This window comes from Xanthomonas nasturtii, assembly GCF_023337365.3.
Lineage (GTDB): Bacteria > Pseudomonadota > Gammaproteobacteria > Xanthomonadales > Xanthomonadaceae > Xanthomonas > Xanthomonas nasturtii.
Genome location: NZ_CP142084.2, coordinates 2602531 through 2621820 on the forward strand (window position 1 = coordinate 2602531; position 19290 = coordinate 2621820).

The 19290-nt window shown below is 64.3% G+C and carries 18 protein-coding genes, 1 tRNA gene and 1 pseudogene; 6 read left to right on the top strand and 14 right to left on the bottom strand.

Features of this window, described 5'->3' with window-relative positions; translation table 11 throughout:
* The first annotated feature begins 50 nt into the window (after positions 1-50).
* The 5 genes and pseudogenes from M3O59_RS11395 (at position 51) to M3O59_RS11415 (ending at position 4525) form a co-directional block, all read left to right on the top strand.
* Positions 51-1673, top strand: a complete 1623-nt coding sequence (locus M3O59_RS11395) for a cytochrome ubiquinol oxidase subunit I (RefSeq protein WP_116904922.1) — start codon at positions 51-53, stop codon at positions 1671-1673.
* A 17-nt stretch (positions 1674-1690) separates the two neighbouring features.
* Positions 1691-2842 (top strand): annotated as a pseudogene (cydB, locus tag M3O59_RS11400) (cytochrome d ubiquinol oxidase subunit II).
* Between the two features lie 86 nt (positions 2843-2928).
* On the top strand, positions 2929-3039 hold the full coding sequence (cydX, locus tag M3O59_RS11405; protein ID WP_064633622.1) for a cytochrome bd-I oxidase subunit CydX: 111 nt from the start codon (positions 2929-2931) through the stop codon (positions 3037-3039).
* Between the two features lie 59 nt (positions 3040-3098).
* Positions 3099-3175 (top strand) — tRNA-Pro (locus M3O59_RS11410).
* Between the two features lie 123 nt (positions 3176-3298).
* Positions 3299-4525 carry a CynX/NimT family MFS transporter gene (locus M3O59_RS11415; protein WP_181920438.1) on the top strand — a complete coding sequence of 409 codons (1227 nt, stop codon included), beginning with the start codon at positions 3299-3301 and terminating at the stop codon, positions 4523-4525.
* On the opposite strand, the gene M3O59_RS11420 is transcribed toward M3O59_RS11415, so the two are convergent.
* On the bottom strand, positions 4506-6419 hold the full coding sequence (locus M3O59_RS11420) for a CocE/NonD family hydrolase (protein ID WP_116904924.1): 1914 nt from the start codon (positions 6417-6419) through the stop codon (positions 4506-4508). The two genes, M3O59_RS11415 and M3O59_RS11420, sit on opposite strands and share 20 nt — an antisense overlap.
* A gap of 66 nt (positions 6420-6485) precedes the next feature.
* Positions 6486-6722, bottom strand: a complete 237-nt coding sequence (locus M3O59_RS11425; protein ID WP_147308429.1) for a hypothetical protein — start codon at positions 6720-6722, stop codon at positions 6486-6488.
* A 271-nt stretch (positions 6723-6993) separates the two neighbouring features.
* Here M3O59_RS11425 and M3O59_RS11430 point away from each other — a divergent pair, with 271 nt between their 5' ends.
* Positions 6994-7494, top strand: coding sequence for a hypothetical protein (locus M3O59_RS11430; protein ID WP_239687003.1), 501 nt, complete (start codon positions 6994-6996; stop codon positions 7492-7494).
* Positions 7495-7564: 70 nt separating this feature from the next.
* Here M3O59_RS11430 and M3O59_RS11435 read toward each other — a convergent pair whose 3' ends face one another.
* From M3O59_RS11435 to M3O59_RS11490, 12 genes are all read right to left on the bottom strand, one after another.
* Positions 7565-8812, bottom strand: coding sequence for a glutamate-5-semialdehyde dehydrogenase (locus M3O59_RS11435; RefSeq protein ID WP_116904925.1), 1248 nt, complete (start codon positions 8810-8812; stop codon positions 7565-7567).
* Between the two features lie 179 nt (positions 8813-8991).
* On the bottom strand, positions 8992-10146 hold the full coding sequence (gene proB, locus M3O59_RS11440) for a glutamate 5-kinase (protein WP_249046869.1): 1155 nt from the start codon (positions 10144-10146) through the stop codon (positions 8992-8994).
* Positions 10147-10159: 13 nt separating this feature from the next.
* Complete coding sequence (locus M3O59_RS11445) at positions 10160-10420, bottom strand: YciI family protein (RefSeq protein ID WP_064633413.1); 261 nt, start codon at positions 10418-10420, stop codon at positions 10160-10162.
* The gene (locus M3O59_RS11450) at positions 10420-10779 is read right to left on the bottom strand and encodes a cupin domain-containing protein (RefSeq protein WP_181920429.1); all 360 of its coding nucleotides are present in this window, start codon (positions 10777-10779) and stop codon (positions 10420-10422) included. The genes M3O59_RS11445 and M3O59_RS11450 overlap by 1 nt, the downstream gene beginning before the upstream one ends.
* Positions 10779-12074 carry an argininosuccinate lyase gene (locus M3O59_RS11455; RefSeq protein WP_116904927.1) on the bottom strand — a complete coding sequence of 432 codons (1296 nt, stop codon included), beginning with the start codon at positions 12072-12074 and terminating at the stop codon, positions 10779-10781. Before M3O59_RS11455 ends, M3O59_RS11450 begins: the two co-directional genes overlap by 1 nt.
* A 73-nt stretch (positions 12075-12147) precedes the next feature.
* Positions 12148-13101, bottom strand: a complete 954-nt coding sequence (gene argC / locus M3O59_RS11460; protein ID WP_116904928.1) for an N-acetyl-gamma-glutamyl-phosphate reductase — start codon at positions 13099-13101, stop codon at positions 12148-12150.
* Positions 13098-13709, bottom strand: a complete 612-nt coding sequence (locus M3O59_RS11465; RefSeq protein WP_116904929.1) for a GNAT family N-acetyltransferase — start codon at positions 13707-13709, stop codon at positions 13098-13100. Before M3O59_RS11465 ends, argC begins: the two co-directional genes overlap by 4 nt.
* A gap of 5 nt (positions 13710-13714) precedes the next feature.
* Positions 13715-15058, bottom strand: a complete 1344-nt coding sequence (locus M3O59_RS11470) for an acetylglutamate kinase (protein ID WP_116904930.1) — start codon at positions 15056-15058, stop codon at positions 13715-13717.
* A gap of 45 nt (positions 15059-15103) precedes the next feature.
* Positions 15104-16204, bottom strand: a complete 1101-nt coding sequence (locus tag M3O59_RS11475) for an acetylornithine deacetylase (protein WP_116904931.1) — start codon at positions 16202-16204, stop codon at positions 15104-15106.
* A 218-nt stretch (positions 16205-16422) separates the two neighbouring features.
* Positions 16423-17616 (bottom strand): argininosuccinate synthase, encoded by a 1194-nt coding sequence (locus tag M3O59_RS11480; RefSeq protein WP_249046870.1) that lies wholly within the window; start codon positions 17614-17616, stop codon positions 16423-16425.
* Between the two features lie 29 nt (positions 17617-17645).
* Complete coding sequence (locus M3O59_RS11485) at positions 17646-18116, bottom strand: OsmC family protein (RefSeq protein WP_116904932.1); 471 nt, start codon at positions 18114-18116, stop codon at positions 17646-17648.
* Positions 18113-19132, bottom strand: coding sequence for an N-acetylornithine carbamoyltransferase (locus M3O59_RS11490; protein ID WP_116904933.1), 1020 nt, complete (start codon positions 19130-19132; stop codon positions 18113-18115). Before M3O59_RS11490 ends, M3O59_RS11485 begins: the two co-directional genes overlap by 4 nt.
* Positions 19133-19290: the final 158 nt, after the last annotated feature.

Sequence of the window (19290 nt, forward strand, 5' to 3'; positions counted from 1 at the left end):
GGCAGATGATCGCCACGTTCCTTACCGACACTCAACCAGGCCCACCCGCCATGATCGACTCGACAGTTGTCGAACTGTCGCGGCTGCAGTTCGCAGTCACCGCGATGTACCACTTCATCTTTCCATCGCTGACCCTGGGCCTATCGTTCCTGCTCGGCATCATGGAAAGCGTCTACGTCATGACCGGCAAGCAGATCTGGCGGCGCATGACCATGTTCTGGGGCGTGCTGTTCGGCATCAACTTCGCCATGGGTGTCGGCACCGGCATCGTGATGGAGTTCGAGTTCGGCATGAACTGGTCGTACTACAGCCATTACGTGGGCGACATTTTCGGCGCGCCGCTGGCGATCGAAGGGCTGATGGCGTTCTTTCTGGAAGCCACGTTCCTGGGCCTGTTTTTCCTTGGCTGGAACCGCCTGAGCAAGGTGCAGCACCTGGTCACCACCTGGCTGGTGGCGCTGGGCAGCAACTTCTCGGCGCTATGGGTCCTGATCGCCAACGGCTGGATGCAGAACCCGGCCGGCGCGGTGTTCAACCCGGACACCATGCGCATGGAAGTGGTGGATTTCGTGGCGGTGCTGTTCAACCCGGTGGCACAGGCCAAGTTCGTGCACACCGTCAGCGCCGGCTACGTGCTGGGCGCGGTGTTCGTGATGTCGATCAGCGCGTGCTACCTGCTGCGCGGCAAGCATGTGGAGATGGCGCGGCGCTCGTTCGCGGTGGCCGCCGCGTTCGGTCTATTGTCGTCGCTGTCGGTGGTGGTGCTGGGCGACGAGAGCGGCTACGCCGCCAACGAACACCAGAAGATGAAGCTGGCGGCAATCGAAGCCATGTGGGAGACCGAAGCCGCACCGGCCGACTTCACCGCGTTCGGCATTCCCAACCAGACCACCCATCGCAACGACTACGCCATCAAGATTCCGTACCTGATGGGCCTGATCGCCACTCGTTCGCTGGATGAGCCGATCCCGGGGATTCTCGAGTTGGTGGGCCGTGCCGAACACCGCATCCGCGGCGGCCAGATCGCCTACGGCGCACTGCAACGCATCCGCACCGACAAAGACGATGCCGAAGCGCGTGAGGTCTTCGATGCGCATTGGCAGGATCTGGGCCACGGCCTGTTGCTCAAGCGCTACCGCGACGACATCGGCAACGCCGCGCCGGAGCAGATCGCCCAGGCCACGATGGACACGGTGCCGCGCGTACTGCCGTTGTTCTGGACCTTCCGCATCATGGCCGCCATCGGCATCTATCTCATCGTGTTCTTCGCCGTCGCCTTCTGGTTTGCGTGCAAGCACAACTTCCAGGACAAACGCTGGTTCCTGACCTTGGCACTGTGGACGCTGCCGCTGCCGTGGATTGCGATCGAATGCGGGTGGTTCGTGGCCGAATACGGCCGCCAGCCGTGGGCGGTGGAAGGCGTATTGCCCACGTTCTACGCTGCCTCCGGCCTGGATCTGTACGAGATCGTGCTGACGCTGGTGGGCTTCACCGCGCTGTACACGACGTTGCTGGTGATCGCGATCAAGTTGTCGCTGAAGACCATCAACAAGGGCCCGGAGGCGTTGTTCCCGCCAACCCCACCCAGCGCGTCGCCCGGCACCTCACAAGCGCACGCCCCGTCGAGTCACGCACCGTTGAGTTCGGGTGCCGTGGCCGGCAGCGCACCGTAAGCGTAAGGAGAGACATCATGGATTTCGTATTGCTCGATTACACCACCCTGCGCGTGATCTGGTGGCTGCTGCTCGGCGTGCTGCTGTCTGGCTACGCGGTGATGGGCGGCTTCGATCTGGGCGTGGGCGCATTGCTGCCGTTCGTGGCCAACACCGATGCCGAGCGCCGGTTGGTGATCAACATCGTCGGCCCGGTCTGGGAAGGCAACCAGGTGTGGTTGATCCTGGGCGGCGGCGCGATCTTCGCTGCATTCCCGCCGCTATATGCGGTGAGCTTCTCCGGGTTCTATCTGGCGATGTTCCTGATTTTGTTCGCGCTGATCCTGCGCCCGGTGGGTTTCAAGTTCCGCGACAAACTGGTGAGCCCGCGCTGGCGCAGCAATTGGGACTGGGCGCTGTTCGTCGGTGGTTTCATTCCAGCGCTGATCATGGGCGTGGCGGTCGGCAACGTGCTGCTCGGTGTGCCGTTCCACTTCGACGACAGCATGCGCACGTTCTACACCGGCAACCTATTCGGGCTGCTGACACCATTTGCCTTGCTCGCCGGTTTGCTGAGCGTAGCGATGCTGCTCGCGCATGGCGCCGCGATGCTGGTGCTCAGGACCGATGGTCCGGTGGCCGAGCGCGCGGCGCGTTTTGGCAGCATCGCCGCGATGTGTGCGGTGGCGTTGTTTGCGGCGGGCGGTGCGTGGGTAACGCTTGGCCTGCCCGGCTATGCGGTGACCTCGGTACTGGCGAGCGATGCGGCAACCAACCCGCTCGGCAAGACCGCCGCACTCACCGCTGCCGGCGGCTGGTTGCACAACTACAACAGCATGCCGGCTACGCTGATTGCGCCGCTGGTAGGCCTGATCGGGCTTGCGATGAGCGCGGTGTTGTTACGCGTGCGACGCGGCGGCCTGGCCTTCATTGCCTCCGGCAGCGCCATCGTCGGCATCGTGTTCACCGTGGGCTTTGCGTTGTTCCCGTTCCTGCTGCCCTCCTCCACTGCACCGAGCATGAGCCTGACCCTGTGAGATGCCTCCAGCAGCCGTCTCACCTTGTGGATCATGTTGTTGGCCACCGCCGTGTTCATGCCCATCGTGCTGGCGTACACCAGCTGGGTCTATCGCGTGCTCAGGGGCAAGGTCAGCGACGATGAGGTCACTGCCAATCCCAACGCCTACTGAGCGCAGCGGCCGCAACGGCAACGCATGCAATGGCGTTGCCGCAGCGCTTCACCCTGACCTTGTTCAACGATTTGAGGAGCACACCGATGTGGTATTTCGCATGGATCCTGGGCACCGGCCTGGCCGCACTGGCTGCAGTGCTCAACGGCATGTGGTTCGAAGCGCGCGAGCCCGAGCGCGACGAACCGCCGCAGTAAAATAATTTCATCAGATGCTTGCCGATTCGGCATTCCCTATGTAACATACGCGGCTCCTTCGGGGTGTAGCTCAGTCTGGTAGAGCGCTACGTTCGGGACGTAGAGGTCGCAGGTTCGAATCCTGTCTCCCCGACCAGTTTCAAAACACAAAACCGGCCTCGTGCCGGTTTTGTGTTTTCAGGCGTCGCCGCACACATGTGCGTGGCGCGGGTGGTCTGTCATGTCTGTTGTCACTGCCGCGTCTTCTCCGTCCGCCCAGTTGCGTGGTCGCGGCCTGGTGCTGGCTGCGATTCTGCTCTCCGCCTTCAACCTGCGCACCGCGGTGACGTCGTTGACGCCGCTGCTGGAACGCATCGCCGACGAGTACGCCTTCGGCGCGCCCACGATGGGTGCGCTCGGCATGTTGCCAACTGCAGCGTTCGCACTCACCGGCGTGGCCACGCCGGCATTGCTGCGCCGCTTCGGCTTGCTGCGCGTGGCGCTGTTGTCGATGGCGTTGGCCACGCTTGGCCTGGTGTTGCGCCCGCTGTTGCCGGGCACCGCCGGGCTGCTGGTCGGCTCGCTGGTGGCGCTGGCCGGCATGGGCATGGGCAACGTGGTGTTGCCGCCGCTGGTGAAGCGCTACTTCGGCGACCGCGTCGGCCGCGTCAGCACGCTGTACATCACCGTGCTGCAGGTGGGCACGCTGTTGCCGGCGCTGCTGGCAGTGCCGGTGGCCGATGCATTGGGGTGGCGCAGCTCGATGGTGGTGTGGGTGCTGCCGGCGTTGCTGGCCTTGGCGGCCTGGGCACTGGTGCACACCAACCACCGCCGCATCCGCGCCACCGGCCCGGCACCGGTCACGCCAACGCCCGAAGCCGAAGGCCGCGTTGCACGGACCGCACTGGGCTGGAGCATGGCGATCACCTTCGGCATGACCTCGCTGGTGACCTATTCGATGTTCACCTGGCTGCCGACGCTGCTGCGCGAAGCCGGCGCATCGCCCGCGTTCGGCGGCACCATGGTGGCGTTGTTCGCGGCGCTGGGCATGGTGGGGGCGCTGACGATGCCGGCACTGGCAGTGCGCATGCGCAACCCGTTCCCGATCGTGCTGCTGTGCGCGGCCTGTCATCTGGTGGCATTCGCCGGGCTGTGGTGGGCGCCGCTGGCCGCACCGATCCTGTGGGTGACCCTGCTCGGCCTGGGGCCGAGCACGTTTCCGCTGGCGCTGGTGCTGGTGAACCAGCGCAGCCGCACTGCAGCCGGTTCGGCAGCGCTGTCCGGTTTCTCGCAAGGCGTGGGCTATGCGGTGAGCTGCCTGGGACCGTTCCTGTTCGGCTGGCTGCACGCACAGAGCGGCGGCTGGACCTCCCCGTTCGTGTTCCTGGTCATCTGCATCCTGGTGCAGCTGGCCGCCGCCTGGGTGGTCTGCCGCCCGCAGTTGCTGGAAGACGTGTGGGCGCCGCCGGCACGCGGCGCCCGCGTGGTCAACGTACCGGCAGACTGATGTAACTGGGCTGCTCCGGGCTCACGTACACCCGCTGCGTGGCCTTTTGATAATCGCCGGGCTTGGCGAAGAAGATATTGGGCACGTAGGTCTGCGGGTTGCGGTCGTACAGCGGGAACAGGCTGGATTGCACCTGCACCATCACCCGATGGCCCGGCTGGAACGTGTGGTTGGCGGTCGGCAAGCCGAACTGGAACGCCAGCGGTTGATTGGACGCCAATGGCTTGGGCGCGCTGAAACTCTCGCGGTAGCGGCCGCGGAAGATCGCCAGCGACACCGGCAACTCATAGCCGCCCATCTTCGGGTCCGATGCCATCTCGTCCGGATACACGTCGATCAGCTTCACCACCCAATCGCTGTCGCTGCCGCTGGTGGACGCCTGCAGATGTACTTCCGGTGCGCCGGCGATCTGCAGCGGTTCGGTCAGCGGCTCGGTGACGAAGGTCAGCACATCCGGGCGGCCGTCGACAAAACGCTGGTCGTGTACCAGCCAGGTGGTCCACATGCTGCGGTCGGCAAAATCCACCGGGCGCGGCACGAACGGCACCGGCTTGGCCGGGTCGGACACGTATTCCTCAACGCCCACCTGCCCGGCAGCCGGCTGCTGGAACGACAGCTTGCCACCGGCCTGCAGATACAGCGGCTTGCTGGTGGAAGCGCACCCCTTGTCGCAGCTGCGCGGCCAGGCCTGCAGGCGGTCCCAATGGTTCTCGCCGGTGTTGTAGATAAACACCGGCGGCGTGCTCGCCTTGGGCGCGCCATCGACCAGGTATTGATCGAAGAACGGGCGCAGCACATCGCGCCGGAACTGGCGCGCGGTATCGCCATCGAAATTCAATGCGCCCAGCGAACTGGCCTCGCTGTTGACCTGGCTGTGCCGCCACGGGCCCATCACCAGATAGTTGAGCGTGTTGCTCTTGTCGCGCGGTTCCATTGCCGCATAGCTATGGATGGCGCCCCACATGTCTTCCTGATCCCACAGGCCTTGCAGCCACATCGTGGGCACCTTCAGCGGCGTGCGCGCCATCACCTTGTCCAGCGCCTGCTCCTGCCAGAAGCTGTCGTAGGCGGCGTGTTCGGTGAGCTTGTGCCACCACGGCAGTTGCTCCAGACCGGCGGCCTTTGCGAACTCGCCAGCCGAGCCGGCCCGCAGGAAATTGCTGTAATCGTCGTGCCCCTGACGCGCGATGCCGCTGCCCTTGCCGCGCTTGCTGAGCTGGCCGGTGAAGTAGTCGAAATTGACCTGACGGAACGCACCGTAGTTGAACCAGTCGTCGCCCATCCAGCCATCGACCATTGGGCTCTCCGGCGCGGCTACCTTCAATGCGGGGTGCGGGTTGGTCAGTGCCATCACCACGGTAAAGCCTTCGTAGGACGAGCCGATCATGCCGACCTTGCCGTTGGATTCCTTAAGGTTCTTCACCAGCCAATCGATGGTGTCCCAGGCATCGGTGGCGTGGTCGACCTCGCTGGGGTTGAGCGCCCCACGCAGCGGCCGGGTCATCACGTAATCGCCTTCCGAGCCGTACTTGCCGCGTACATCCTGAAATACGCGGATGTAGCCGCCTTCCACGAACACGTCGTCGCCGGCAGACAGCAGGTCTTTCATATGCGGCGAGGCGAGCCGTTCGGTGCGGCCGCTGGCATCGTACGGCGTGCGCGTGAGCACGATTGGCGCGTGCTTGGCGCCCTTGGGCAGCACGATCACCGTATGCAACTTGACCCCATCGCGCATCGGGATCATCACTTCGCGCTTGATGTAGTCGTTGGCGGCGTCGCCTGCCACGAACGGCTTGCCGGTGATATCCGGCGTCATCGGCGAGGTTTGCGCCAGTGCGCTACCGGTGGCGGCAACAATGGCGGTGGCAAGCAGGCAGGCGGCAAAATGGCGCATCGACGACTCCGAAACGTGCGGGGGCAGTCGTCGACTGTAGGCAGTCGGCGGCCTGCGGGGGGAGTGTCAAAGGTCGTGGTTGCCGGGTTGGGAACACGGAGACTGATCGCAAGGCGCCGTCCAGGCATCTGAACCACCAGAGTCCATGTATCGCTCAGTATTCCATTGGTCGCGCATCGCGTGCTGGAGGCGATGCTGATGCCCACGATTCGCGCATAAGTCAGTCGCTTCGCGCTTCCATTTTTCGAAAGTGATGTTCTTGCACATGATGAAGCGGCCTTCAACAATCAGGTGCTCATTCATGGGTCTTTGCGGTTCCGTCGATCGTGTCAATTCGGGAAGACTCACATATACCGAAAGTTCTCCGGCCCAGCAGCCGCCAGCGGGTAACACGCAGCAGCAGCATGTCAACAGCCCCGACCAGACAAGTGGCGTGCTGGCAGGACTGAGCAGCGTGAGCCCTAGCAGGAGTGCGAGCAGATCGTCTTTACGACAGCTCCCGCTCTCGCCGAGCCTCAGGGCTGTCAGCGAGGTCATGCGGTCCGTCAGGGCCCAGTACTACAAAGCGCCCCGCTTGAAATCGAGCAACAAAAACAAAAACACTGGCTTCGAGGAGGCCGTTCGAATCCACATGGCGACTGCAGAGATCGACCGGATGCGACAGCAGGTGGATGACCTGGAAGAGGATGTGGTGTCGGCGGCCATGGATGGAAACGCGCACAACTGCGGTGAACTGGCGACCCTGGCCGTCCACTATTTGCAGCAAGATCACAACCAGATCGCACGCCTTGCCTTCTTCAATGGAACAGCGCACACCGCCGCGATCGTCGGCCCAGTGCCAGGCGCAGGCACCTTGCCTGCAGACATGACAGATTGGGACGCGGACATCTATGTCTGCGACCCCTGGTGCAATATCGCCTGCAGGGCAAACGACTATCCCACCCAATTCAAAGAAAAGATGGAAAAGTGGGACCGCGCCGGGAAACAGGTGTGGCTGTCAGGAACTGGCTTCGTTACCCCAACAAGCGATGATTGGATAAGCACGGTGCTTGGAGGAGAAAAGAAGGCCACATGATCGAGTCGATGTCGGCAAGTGGCGCTGCACTGCACAGCGCCACACGACTGCACCGGCAACGCATGCCATTTCAGTGGCGCACCTGCCCCTCTCCACGCACAACAAAGCGCTCCACCGTGAGCGCTTCCAGGCCCATCGGGCCATAGGAATGCAGACGCGTAGTGGAGATGCCGATTTCGGCGCCTAGCCCAAGCTCGCCGCCGTCGGAAAACCGCGAGGACGCGTTGACCATCACCACGGCCGAGCGCAGCGATTGCACGAAGTGTTCGGCATTGGCGGTGCTCTGCGTGGCGATCACTTCGGTGTGGTCCGAGCCGTATTGGCGGATATGCGCCAGCGCGGTGTCCAGGTCCGGCACCACGCGCATGGACAGGATCAGATCGAGGAATTCGGCGGCATAGTCGTCATCGCTGGCAGGCGCGACATCGGGCAGCAGCGCACGCGTTGCCGCATCGCCACGCAGCTCCACCTTGCGTTCGCGCAGCGCTTGCGCAGCGGCCGGCAGAAAACGCTCGGCGATGTCTGCATGCACAAGCAAGGTCTCCAGCGAATTGCAGGCCGACGGTCGGCTGGTCTTGCCATCGACCAGCAAACGCACCGCCAGTTCGACGTCGGCCGATGCATCCACAAACAGATGGCACACGCCCTTGTAGTGCTTGATCACCGGCACGCGCGCGTGTTCGGCCACGAAGCGGATCAAGCCTTCGCCACCACGCGGAATCGCCAGATCGACGATGTCGCTGAGTTGCAACAGCTCCAGCATGGTTTCGCGGCGCAGATCCTCCACCAGCGTCAGCGCCGCTTCCGGCACGTTGGCCTCGCGCAAGGCGCGCTGCAGTGCACGGGCAATGGCGGTGTTGGAATGGATCGCCTCCGAGCCGCCGCGCAGGATCACGCCATTGCCGGCCTTGATGCACAGGGCCGCCGCATCGGCGGTCACGTTGGGGCGCGCTTCGTAAATCATCGCAATCACGCCCAGCGGCACGCGCACCTTCTGCACGCGGATGCCGTTGGGGCGGATGTCGTCGCGGGTGACCTGACCCACCGGGTCCGGCAGCTGCGCCACTTCGCGCAAGGCGGCAGCGATACCGGCCAGGCGGGTGTGGTCCAGTGCCAGCCGGTCGAGCATGGCTGTGCCGGTGCCCTTGGCGCGGGCAGCTTCAAGATCGCGTGCGTTTGCGGCAAGGATCAACGCCGAATCGGCATCCAGCGCGGCAGCCATCGCCTCGAGCAGGTCCTGCTTGGCTTGCGCGGAAAGTTGCGAGAGCACTTGCGCGGCATCACGGCACTGCAGGGCCAGCGTTTTGATATCGGACATGGTGGAAGCGTTCGGCGGGCAAGAATGCAGCAGAAAGTAGCGCAAAGCGCGGCAGAGAGCCAAAGCGGTCGCGCTTGCAACGATTGATGCTGTGCGGCCGTGCGTACTGATGGACCAACGCGTGGTGGAGCGCGCGCCGATACCGCCGCGAGCGCTCCACGCGCCGCGCCGATGCAGCGCTACAACACCACCAGGTCGTCACGATGCACCACATTCTCGCCGTAGCTATACCCAAGCACGCTGTCGATCTCGCGCGAATGGCGGCGTGCGATGCGGCGGATATCCACCGCCGAATACTGGCTGACGCCGCGCGCCAGGCAACGTTCGCCCTCCTGATCGCGCAGGCGGATCTCCACCATGTCGCCGCGACGGAAATCGCCCTCGGCGCCGGCCACACCGCCCGGCAGCAGCGAGGCGCCCTTCTGGCTCAGCGCGGTGGCAGCGCCGGCATCGATCAGGATTGCACCCGCCTCCACCGGTGCATGCCGCAGCCAGTACTTGCGCGCGGCGATGCGGGTGCGTGCGGCGTGGATACGCGTGCCACGCAGGCGGTCCTGCGCCAGGGCGCGCACCACCTCGCCGCTGCGGCCGTTGAACAGATAGGTTTCGATACCGGCCGCGCCGGCCTTTGCGGCGGCTTCCAGCTTGGTGCGCATGCCGCCGGTGCCCACGCTGCTGCCGCTGCCGCCGGCCATGGCCAGCACCTGCGGGGTCAATTCGGGCACATCGTCCAGCGGCCGCGCCAGCGGATTGCTGCGCGGGTCGGCGCTGTACAAACCGTCGATATCGGTGGCGATGAACAGCGCATCGGCATCGACCAGTGCGGCGACGATCGCCGCCAGGTTGTCGTTGTCGCCCAGCTTGAGCTCGTCCACCGAGACGGTGTCGTTTTCGTTGATCACCGGCAGCGCGCCCAGCCGCAGCAATTCGCCCAAGGTGGCGCGCGCATTGAGATACCGCCGGCGATTGCGCAAGTCGTCATGGGTGAGCAGCACCTGCGCCACCGGACGCTCGAAAAAGCGCTGCCACAACGCAATCAACTGTGCCTGACCAAGCGCGGCCAACGCCTGACGTGCCGCAATCGGTGCGCCGACATCCGCCGCTTTCGGCAGGATGGCACGGCCCGCCGCCACTGCGCCCGAGGACACAATCACCAGCTCGCGCCCCGCCGCCAGGTTGGCCGAGACGAACTGCGCCAGCCCCAGTGCGAAGCGCGGCGACAGGCCACCACCATCGGCGGCGAGCAGGCTGCTGCCGACCTTGAGCACGGCGCGGCGCCACGGCGGCAGCAACTGCTCGGTAAACGGCGACAACGGGCTGGCAGGTGTACTCATGGTGGCGGCGTGCTCAGTGCGTGTTCCACTCATACACGGTCAGCGCAGAAGCACCGCGCAACGCCAACGGGTCGCGCGCGACGATCTGCTGCGCCGCTTCCAGGCTGGCGACATTGACCAGCACATACGCCCCACCGCTGCGATCACTGAAACCACCGGTCAATTCAAGTTGCCCGGCCGCCCGCAGCGCGTCGAGAAAGGCACGATGCGGCTCCACCACATCGGCAGGAAACTGCGGATTGCGCATCGCCAGCACCAGATAACGTGTGGACATCAGCCTGCCTCGCTTTCGCCAGCAGTCGTAGGCTCGTTGCGACCGAACGGCGTGGAAATCACCAGAAAGCGCGCTTCCACGTCCGCAAGATTGTGCATCTGATGGGTAGAACCGGGTGGCACGTGCAGGCTCTGGCCGGCGCGCAGCACATGCTGCTCCCCGTCCAGCTGCAGCATCACCTCGCCGGACAACACATAGAAAAAATGCCGCGCGCGACTGTGACGGTGGCGCAACTCCGCAGCGCCCGGCGGCATGTGCTCTTCCAGCACGCTCAGGTTCGGGTCGCGCAACAGATGCCAGCCTTCGCAGGCCTCGCCCCAGGGATAATGCTCTGCGGTCTCGGTACTGATCATGGTCATCAGCGCAGCGCCTCCCAACGGGCATGCAACACGTCCAGTTGCAAATCTGCGGCGGCGCCCGGCGACACCCGCGCCGCCAGGCTGCCTTCCGGCGTGCGCCCCTGCCCGGCAGTGTCGGATGCTTCGGCTGCGGCCTTGTAGGCCTCGCGGAACGGGACCCCCGCCACGGCCGCTTCCACCGCTACATCGGTGGCGTACATGCCCGAATCGATGGCTGCGCGTAGCTTGTCCGGGCGCCATTCCAGATTGGCCAGCAACGCCGGCAGCAGCTCCAGCGCCGCAAGCCCGCGGCCGAACCCGTGCACGATCGCGCCCTTGCTGCTCTGCAGGTCGCGGTGGTAACCGGAGGGCAGCGACAGCAGCTGTTCTATCTCGGTGCGCGCGGCGGCCACGCTGGCGTGGGTGGCGCGCATCAGTTCGATCACGTCCGGGTTGCGCTTGTTCGGCATGATCGAGCTGCCGGTGGTGTACTGCGCCGGCAACGCGACGAAAGCGAATTCGCCGCTGGTGAACAGCGACAGATCCCAGGCGATGCGACGCAGATCCAGCGTGGCGCTGCCCAGCGCTTCGAGGGCGGCCAGCTCGTACTTGCCGCGCGAGAGCTGCGCGTAGATCGGCGAGACCTGCAGGCGCGCAAACCCCAGCTCGGCGGTGGTATGCGCGCGATCCAGCGGCAGGTTCACGCCGTATCCGGCGGCGGTGCCGAGCGGATTGCTGTCCACCAGCTGCAAGGTGTCGGTGGCGCGCACTGCATTGTCGATAAAGGCTTCTGCCCAACCTGCCCACCACATGCCGGCCGACGACACCACCGCACGCTGGATGTGCGTGTAACCGGGCACCGGCAGATCGGCCTCGGCCTGCGCGCGGTCCAGCGCCACCTTGGCGATCTCCGCGCCAAGCGTGGCCACACGCTGCAGCCTGTCCTTCAACCACAGCCGCGTGGCGACCAGGATCTGATCGTTGCGGCTGCGCCCGGTGTGGATCTTGCGGCCGGCATCGCCCAGACGCTCGGTCAGGCGCGCTTCGATGGCCGAATGGCAATCTTCGTATTGCGCATCGAGCACGAATGCGCCGCTGCGGAAGTCGTCGGCCAGCAGATCGAGCTGCTCGCTCAGCCCGCCCAGTTCCTGCAACGACAGGATGCCGATGTGCTGCAGCCCCTGCGCATGCGCCTTGCTGGCAGCGATGTCGTGCAGGAAGAATTCGCGGTCCAGGATGACGTCGTCGCCGGCCAGAAAGCTCTGGATCTTGGCATCCACTGCCACGCCGGGTTTTTGCCACAACAGATTGGTCATTGGAGAGCGTCTCGAAATAAATCCGGTTCAAATCCCCGTACACGGATGTGCGGGCTCTTGCGAAGGACTCGCATCAACGAATTGCCATTAATTCGTCCCAGCCAAACGCCAGGTTGAGATTCTGCATCGCCTGCGTCGCCGCGCCCTTGAGCAGGTTGTCCAGCGTCGCTACCACCACCACGCGCTTGTTGCCCGGCGCCAGCGTCACGCCGCCGATCTGCACGCCATGCCTGCCGGCGATGCGGCTGACCCACGGCGCTTCATCGACGATCTCGATCAGCGGTTCATCGGCATAACGCTGCGCGTAACGCGCCTGGATCTGCTCACGTGTGAGCGGTTGCTGCAGCCACAGGTTGACGGTCATGGTGATGCCACGGAAATGCGGCGCCACGTGCGGCATGAACTCCACCGGCACGCCGAGCTGCGCAGACACTTCGCGCTCGTGCATATGGTTGGTCAGCGCATACGGCATCAGGTTATCCGCCAGCAACGCGGGGTTGTTCTTGTCCGAGGGCGTGGTGCCCGCACCGGAATAGCCGGACACGCCGAAGCACTGCGGCGGGCCGGCCAGTTGATCGAGCAACGGCGCGATGGTCAGTTGCATGGCAGTGGCATAGCAGCCCGGGTTGCTGATGCGCTTCTGCCCGGTGTACTTGGCGCGCGTCAGCTCCGGCAGCCCGTAGTACCAGGCCGGATCGAAGCGGTAATCGGCGGACAGATCGATCAACAACGTCTGCGGCCTGGCTGCGTCGATCGCTGCGACGAAAGGCTCGGCCTTGGCGTTCGGCAAGGCCAGAATCACCACGTCGGCGGCCTTGGCAGCGACCGCCTCGGCATCCAGGCTTTCGTAATGCAACTCGCCCTCATAGGACTGGTTATGCTCGGCCACGCGCTGGCCGCCCAGTTCACGCGAGGACACAAAAACCAGTTGCAGATGCGGGTGCGCCTGCACCAGCTTGATCAATTCCGAACCGGTATGCCCGCGGGCGCCGACAATCCCGATCGTTGTCGTTGTTTGAGCAGTCATGCGTTTGCTTCCAGGCGGAACTGCAGGTGGCGTTTCACCGCGGCCCATTCCGTATCGATGATGGAGAACACCACGGTATCGCGCGGCGTGCCGTCGGCGTGGCGGGTGTGATTGCGCAGCACGCCGTCCTGCCTTGCGCCCAGCCGCGCAATCGCCGCGCGTGAGGTGTGATTGAACCAACTGGTCTCGAACACCACGCTCAGACATTCCAGCGTTTCGAAGGCGTGGTGCAGCAGCATCAGCTTGGCCTCGGTATTGACGCCGCTGCGCTGCACGCGCGGTGCGTACCAGGTGTAGCCGATCGACAGCCTGGGCACCGCTGTATCGAGGCCGTAATAGCGTGTGCAACCGACAATATCGCCGGCCGCGTCGCGCACCACGAACGGCAAAGCCGCACCATCTGCGCGCGCTTCCAACGCGGCAGCGATGTACGCGTCGACCTGCTCCGGCGCGGGCACGTTGGTGTACCACAGCCGCGACAGCGCACCGTCGCCCAACGCCTTGCGCAAACCATCGGCATGCGCGGCCTGCAGCGGCTCCAGGGTGGCGTGCTGCCCGCGCAAGGTGGGCAGTTCGCGCCAGAGCGATGGCAACGCCGTGGTGGTCATCGCACTCAGCCCAGCAGGGTCGGCTGACGCGTCGCGCAATGCGCCACGCAATGCTGGATCTGCTCGAAGTTCTCCAGCCCGTACCAGAACACTTTCCATTTCTCCTGCTTGATGCAGCCGTCGGATTCGGCGTAATAGAAGATATTGACCTGGTTGTTGTGACGCGAGCGCCAGAACAGCTGCGGCGTTTCTTCGCGCATCACGTTCCACACCGCGCGGCCCAGGCCCTCGCCTTGCGCATCGTCGAGCACCGCGAACTTGTCCAGATACGTGAGCCTGCCCGCACCGAACTGGCCTTCGTCGGTAAGAATCACCGCCGCGCGGTAGTTCTCGCTCACATAGGCACGCAGCAGCTTGGTCGTGCTGAAATAGTCCGGCACCAGGGTGCGGCCAAAGCTGGATTCGATCAGCGAGGTCAGCCGCGGCAGATCCAGTTCGTCCCACGCAGTGGCACGCAGCACGCGCTCGCCGCGCCGCACCAGCGTGCCCGAGCCCTTGTGCGTGAACAGCTCCTTGGCCAGATCTGCGGGCCGGGTGATCGACACCGACGATTCCAGCGGCAGCCGGTCGAGCAAGTCCTTGATCTGCTCGATCTTCACCCGCATGCCGCCGTTGATCCACGGCTGCTGCATCAGATGATCGAACTCGGTGGACAGGTTGATCGAATCGATCAGCTTGCCATCGGCATCCAGCAGTCCGCCGGTACCGGTGAGAAAAATGATCTTGTACGGCTGCAGTTCCTGGACCAGCTCGTTGGCGGCGAAATCCGCGTTGACGTTGAGGATCTGCCCGCTGGGCGTTTCGCCCAGGCTGGTGATCACCGGGATGGAGCCGGCCTGCAAGCTGGCTTCGATCGGCGCCAGATTCACCGCCTTGACCTCACCGACCAAGCCATACGTCTCGCGATCCAGATACTGCGCCTCGAATACGCCACCGGTGATCGAGGTCGCACGCGCGCCGTTCTGCTGCAGCGCCTCCACCAACTTGAGGTTGGAGGCCTGGAATACCTTGCGCACGATCGCCAATGCTTCCGGCGAAGTCACCCGCAGGCCGTTGACGGTCTGTTTTTCGATGCCTGCCGCAGACAGCTCCGCGTCCAGCTGCGGGCCGGCGCCGTGCAGCACGATCGGGGTCAGCCCCACTTCCTGCAGGAACGACAGCGACGAGGTCAGTGCGTCCAGGTCGTCGCGCAACACCGCGCCGCCCACCTTGACCACTGCAAAGCGCTTGGCATCCAGCTGCGAAAAACGCTTCAGGTACTGGCTGATCTCCTTCGCGCTGGCCATGCTCGAGAGCAGGCGCACGATGGTCTGGCGGGTCTGTTTGTGGGGCTGTGTTGGGAGGGACATTGCCGTGATCGAAAGAGGAAAGAAAGGCGCCCGGCGCGGGGGCGGTTACGGGGAACCGTTGATGATGCGGTGCACCGACTCGGCGTAACGCTGCAACTGCGCCAGCGTGACGAACTCATCGGCGGTATGCGCCTGCGCGATATCGCCCGGGCCGTAGACCAGCGCGGTGTAGCCGCCTGCCGAAAACAGCGAGGCCTCGGTCCAGAAGTCCACTGCGTTGCCGATCGGCAACTCCAGCGCATCGGCCACGTCGCGTGCGGCCAGGCGACGTTCTTCTGCACGCGCGATGTCGCCGGAGGGCAGACTCGGTCCGCGAAAGGTTTCTTCGAAATGCGCCGCTGCCGGGTCGGCAAACCCGGCAAAGGTCGCCAGCAAGCCATCCACGTCCATCGACGGCAACGGGCGAAATCCGAACCGCAGCTCGGCCGCCGGCGCAATCATGTTGGCCTTGATGCCGCCATCGACACGGCCGATGTTGAAGCGCAATCCGGTCAATCCGCCGAAGCGTGCATGCGCCAGCGACTCGACATGATCCAGCGCCTTGCCGCCCCAGCGCATGGCCTGGTGCAAGGCGCTTGCAGACGGATCCTGCTTGCCGGATGCATGCCCGGCACGGCCGGCAAACCGCATCAGTACCGAACTGATGCCACGGTGTGCCAGCACCGCTTCGCTCATGGTGGGCTCGGCCACCAGCACCGCCTCATACGGCAGGCCGCGCGCCAGAAACGCCGCGATACAGCGCGGGTCGTTGGCTTCTTCGTCGGACGAAAACAGAAACGCCGCGTCGCCATCGCCGGCATTGGCCGCCGCCACCAATGCCGCTGCCGCGCCCTTGATGTCGCACACGCCCAGACCGATCACGCGGTCGTCGGTGCGCCGCATCACGTGCGGGTCGGCACTCCAGTGCGGCGAATCCGGCACGGTGTCCAGATGCACATTGAACAGGTAGTTGGGCTTTCCACGCACCGCATACAAGCTCACCGCGCCGGCACCGTGGTCGATCACCTCGACCTGGAAACCGGGCAGCTGCGCACGCAAGTAATCGAAGATGCCGCCCTCGGCAGCGATCGCACGCGGCGGATTACGGGTGTCGAAGGACACCAGCGTTTCCAGGTGCGTCAGGGTGGATGCGAGTAGATCGGTCATATCGGTTCGATCAAAGGTCCGAAGCAGCGGCTAAACGGAAGTAAGGAAGGTGTGCAAACAGCTCATCTCATCGAAGCTATTCCTTCTCCCCTCGGGAGAAGGTGCCCCGAAGGGGCGGATGAGGGTGCGGGCGAAGCCTAGTGCACTGAACATCTCGAGAGCTTCGCTCCGTACCCTCACCCCAACCCCTCTCCCGAGGGGAGAGGGGCTTTAGAACCTCAGCGATTCACCTGCGCATACAGCGTGGAGCTCATCCCGAACAGCTTGATGAAGCCTTCGGCTTCTTCCACACCCCAGTCGGCCGACTGCGCATACGTCGCGCCCTTGGTGTTGAGCAGGTGCGGCGAACGCACCGCCACCGCATCGACGCGGCCGCCGCGGGTTTCCAGCACGACTTCGCCGTTGACCTTGGACTGCGAGGACTTCAAAAACGCCTCGATATCGGTCTTGAGCGGGTCGTGATAGAAGCCTTCGTACACCAGCTCCACCCACTTGCGCGCCACGTCCGGCTTGAAGCGATTCTGCTGTTTGGTCAGCACTGCATCTTCCAGCGCACGGTGCGCGGTGAGCAGCGAAATCAAGCCCGGTGCTTCGAACACGATGCGGCCCTTCAGGCCGATTACGGTGTCGCCGGTGTACACGCCACGGCCCACGCCGTAATGCGCGAACAAGGTGTTGAGCTTGGCCAGAATCTTCGCGCCCGGCAGCGGCTTGCCATCCAGTTCCACCGCTTCGCCTTCGACGAACTTCAGCGTCACCGTCAGTGCCTCGGTCGGCCACGCGCTGCGCGGCGCGCACCAGCCGCGTGCACCTTCGCCCGGCGCTTCCCAACGGTCGATCTCGCCGCCGGACATGGTCAGGCCCAGCAGATTCTCGTTGATGGTGTAGGCCTGCTGCTTGGCACGCACGCCGAAACCGCGCGCTTCCAGATACTTCTGCTCATATGCACGCGTCTGCGTATGTTCCTTCTGGATTTCACGAATCGGCGCCACGATCTGGTAATCGCCCAAGGCCTTCACCGCCAGGTCGAAGCGCACCTGATCGTTGCCCATGCCGGTGCAACCGTGCGCAATGATGCGCGTGCCCAGTTCTTCGGCGCGCTTGAGCGCGGCATCCACGATCAGGTAACGGTCCGACACCAGCAACGGATACTGGCCCTGGTAGCCCTCGCCCGCCCACACGAACGGCTTGACGAAGCCTTTCCAGATCGCCGGGCCGCCGTCGACGGTGACATGGCTGGCCGCGCCCAGTTCGGCGGCACGCTTCTCGATGAACTCACGCTCTTCGGCATCCACCCCGCCGGTGTCGGCGAACACGGTGTGCACCGCATAGCCGCGTTCCTGCAGATACGGAATGCAGAAGCTCGTGTCGAGACCACCGGAAAAAGCGAGGACGATATCTTTGCTGCTCATGACGAAGTTCCTGGGGGCAAGGGAAAAAGTTAGTCCGCAACCACGATGCGCGGTTCGCAGCGCACCGGGAAATTGACCGAATTTGCAATGAAACAGGCCTGATGGGCGAGATGATGCAATGCCTCGGCGGTTGCCGGGTCGCCGGCAGAAATCGTCACCGTGGGCTTGAGCACCACTTCGCTGAAGCGGCCGCTGTCGGCATTGGTCAGCATGCAGCCCAGCGCATCGTCCACGTAGCCGCGCACCACGATGCCGGACTCGGCAGCCAGATGCAGGTACCACAGCATGTGGCAGGCCGACAGCGACGACACCAGCAGATCTTCGGGATTGTGCAGCCCCGCATCGCCGCGAAACAGCAGGTCCGAGGACCCGACGATCGGCGGCTTGCCGGCAATGGCAATCTCGTGTTCGCGGCCATAGCTGCGATAGTTGTGCGTACCCTGCCCGCGGTCACCGGTCCAGGTGACACGGGCGGCATAGCGATGCGTGTGGTGGCTCACGGGCGGCTCTGGCCCACCAGCGCGGCCATGATCGCCTTCTGCACATGCAGACGGTTCTCGGCTTCATCGATGGCGATGCAGTTGGGCGAATCCATCACCGCGTCGGTGGCCTTGACGTTGCGACGCAGCGGCAGACAATGCGAGAACACGCCGTTGTTGGTCAGCGCCATCTTGCGTTCGTCGACGATGAAGTGCTGGTACTGGTCGCGGATCGGCTTTTCCGGTTCCCAGTTGCCGAAGAACGGCAACGCGCCCCAGCTCTTGGCATACACCACATCGGCGCCGGCATAGGCGCTGTCGATATCGTGACTGACCTGCAGCGAGCCGCCGCTTTCGGCCACGTTCTGCGCCGCCCAGTCCATGTAGCGCTGATCCAGGATGTAGTCCGGCGTCGGGCACAGCAGGGTCACGTCCATGCCCATGCGGGTGGCGATCGTCAGCGCGGAATTGGCCACCGCGGTGTTCAGCGGCTTGGGGTGATAGGTCCAGGTCAGCACGTACTTCTTGCCGCGCAGATCCTGCGTGCCGAAGTGCTCCTGCAGCGCCAGCGCATGCGCCAGCTCCTGACACGGGTGGGTGATGGTCTCCATGTTGATCACCGGCACCGGCGAATACTTGGCAAAGCTCTTGAGCACCTGGTCCTCGCGGTCCTTGGACCAGTCGACGAACTTCGGAAACGCGCGCACGCCGATCAGGTCGACATAGCGGCCCAGCACGCGCGCCACTTCGGCGATGTGCTCTTCGGTGTCGCCGTCCATCACCGTGCCCAGGTTGAACTCGATCGGCCACGCATCCTTGCCCGGCTGCAGCACCACCGCATGCCCACCCAACTGGAACGCGCCCAGCTCGAAACTGGTGCGGGTGCGCATCGAGGGGTTGAAGAACACCAGCGCGATCGACCTGCCCTTCAGCTCGCTTCCCAGCTTGTTGCGCTTGAACAGCGCGGCCTGGGTCAACAGCGCGTCCAGCTCGGCCCGGCTCCAGTCCTGCGTGTTCAAGAAGTGCTTCAGTGACATCGATCGATCCTTGTGCTGCGTGCTGCTGCGTGGTCCGCCAGGAGCGACGGGGGCGCGACATGCGCGTTTCTTGCGGTTGAAACTTTTATGACGACCAAACGAAAAAACCCAGCCTGGGGGCTGGGTTTTCAACGTCGGAACAGCGAAACGCCCCAGCT